The organism is Arthrobacter sp. Hiyo1, from assembly GCF_001263615.2.
Classification (GTDB): domain Bacteria; phylum Actinomycetota; class Actinomycetes; order Actinomycetales; family Micrococcaceae; genus Arthrobacter.
Map to the genome: position 1 here is coordinate 326960 of NZ_DF952469.1, position 2259 is coordinate 329218.

The window sequence follows — 2259 nt, forward strand, 5'->3', positions numbered from 1 at the left end:
TGTGGATGGGCTCAGCGCCGTGACCGTAGATGACGGCGGGGATCTGGCCGGCTGCACGGGCGCGGCGGGCGAATCCCTTGCCGAATTCGGTGCGCAGTTCTGCTGCGAGCTTCTGCTCAGACATGTGTACTCCTTGATTACTGTGGCGCCGGCGAATTGCCGGCAAGTCGATCAGCAAGGGCGGAGGTCTGTGGTGACCTTCCACGCCCGGCGGAATGCCAGCCGCTGAGCAGCAGGTTCGGTCCGCCTTCGTTGAAGGAGATTCAGACCCAGTCGATAACGGAGACCCGCAATCCGGTTTTAACCCGGATGTGCTCTCCCTCGCCAAGGTATCTCCAAGAGTTTAGCAGCCGGGTCGCGCCAAAGGGAAAACGGCCCCGCCCCGCCCCAACTGGCTCGCATTAGTTGTCGTTTTGAGGCTCATAACGACAACAATTGCGAGTTAGTTGGGTTGGACCAGCGATGAGTGGGCCCACGCCGGCGAGGGCCCCGGCCTGAGCTTGCGAAGGCTGGGAGCCGGTGGGGATCAGGCGTTGCCGTCGAAGAGGCTGGTGACGGAACCGTCGTCGAACACTTCGCGGATGGCGCGCGCAATCAACGGTGCGATCGACAGGACCGTGAGCTGCGGGAAGCGCTTGTCGGCCGGAATCGGCAAGGTGTTGGTGACGACCACCTCGCGGGCACCGGAATCGGCCAGGCGCTGTGCCGCCGGCTCGGAGAAGACGGCGTGGGTGCACGCGATGATGACGTCCTTGGCGCCGGCGTTCTTGAGGACCTGGACGGCGCCGGAGATCGTTCCACCGGTGTCGATCATGTCGTCGATCAGGACGCAGGTGCGGCCTTCGATCTGCCCGACGACGGTCTTCGAGACGGCCTGGTTCGGCACCGTGAGGTCGCGGCTCTTGTGGACGAACGCCAAAGGCGCACCGCCCAGGCGCTCGGCCCACTGTTCCGCAACGCGGACACGGCCGGTGTCCGGCGAGACAACGGTGATGTTGTCCGCTTCGACCCTGGTGCGGATGTAGTCGGCAAGCAGCGGAATGGCCATGAGGTGGTCCACCGGGCCGTCAAAGAACCCCTGGATCTGGGACGTGTGCAGGTCCACGGACATGATGCGGTCCGCGCCGGCGGTCTTGTAAAGGTCTGCCACCAAGCGGGCGGAGATCGGCTCGCGGCCGCGGCCCTTCTTGTCCTGCCGGGCGTACGGGTAGAACGGCGACACAACCGTGATCCGCTTCGCGGACGCGCGCTTCAGGGAATCGATCATGATCAACTGCTCCATGAGCCAGTTGTTCAGCGGAGCCGGATGCGCCTGGATGACGAAGGCATCGGTGCCACGGACGCTCTCCGCTGAGCGCACATAGATCTCGCCGTTCGCGAAGTCGTAGGCGTCGATAGGCAGGAGTTCGGTCTCCAACTCCTTGGCGATTTCCTGCGCCAGCTCGGGGTGCGCCCGTCCGGCGGCGAGAACTAGTTTCTTCTCGCCGTGTGCGGTAATTTCGCTCATGCCTGTGTGCCCTCTTCTGTGGTTGCCGGAGTACTTGAGGAATCGGGGGTGGCAGTGGAGCCAAGCGCGGCTTGCGCAGCCTGCGCCCGTTGGGCCGAGTTGCTGCCCTGCCGGTTGGCGATGACCCAGCCTTCCGCGTTGCGCTGGGGAGCGACACTCAGGGTGAGGGCTCCGGCGGGAACGTCCTTGCGGATGATGGCACCGGCGCCGCTGTATGCGCCGTCGCCGATCGTTACGGGGGCCACGAAGACAGTGTTGGAACCGGTCCGTACACCGGAGCCGATCACCGTGCGGTGCTTCTTCTCGCCGTCGTAGTTGGCCGTGATGTTGCCGCAGCCGATGTTGGTGTCCTCGCCGATCTCGGCGTCGCCGGCGTAGCCGAGGTGGGACAGCTTGGAACCGCGGCCGATCGTCACGTTCTTGGTTTCGTAGAAGGCGCCGATCTTGCCGGTCTCCCCAAGGACGGTGCCGGGACGCAGGTAGGTGAACGGGCCAACGCTGGCTCCCGCACCGATGGTCGATCCTGAGCCGTGGGTGCGGGTCACCTTCGCGCCTTCGCCCACCAAAACGTCGGTGAGGGTCGTGTCGGGGCCGACGACGGCGTCGCGCGCCACGGTGGTGGTGCCGTGGAGCTGAGTGTTGGGCAGGAGGCGGACGTCTTCGTCCAGTGTGACGGTGGAATCGATCCAGGTGGTGGCCGGATCAACGACCGTGACGCCTGCACGCATCCACGCCTCGATGATGCGGCGGTT

At 65.2% G+C, this 2259-nt stretch carries 1 protein-coding gene and 2 pseudogenes; all 3 read right to left on the reverse strand.

What is annotated here, in order from left to right; all coding sequences use genetic code 11:
* Positions 1–124: pseudogene (locus tag AHiyo1_RS06035) on the reverse strand (50S ribosomal protein L25/general stress protein Ctc); the annotation flags it as partial.
* A gap of 402 nt (positions 125–526) precedes the next feature.
* On the reverse strand, positions 527–1507 hold the full coding sequence (locus AHiyo1_RS06040; protein WP_028266439.1) for a ribose-phosphate diphosphokinase: 981 nt from the start codon (positions 1505–1507) through the stop codon (positions 527–529).
* Positions 1504–2259: pseudogene (gene glmU / locus AHiyo1_RS26260) on the reverse strand (bifunctional UDP-N-acetylglucosamine diphosphorylase/glucosamine-1-phosphate N-acetyltransferase GlmU); the annotation flags it as partial. The gene AHiyo1_RS06040 and the pseudogene glmU, both read right to left, overlap by 4 nt.

Bases quoted from the DNA above. Each gene is read 5' to 3' on its own strand.
- AHiyo1_RS06040 (WP_028266439.1), bottom strand. From the start codon at position 1,507: ATGAGCGAAATTACCGCACACGGCGAGAAGAAACTAGTTCTCGCCGCC.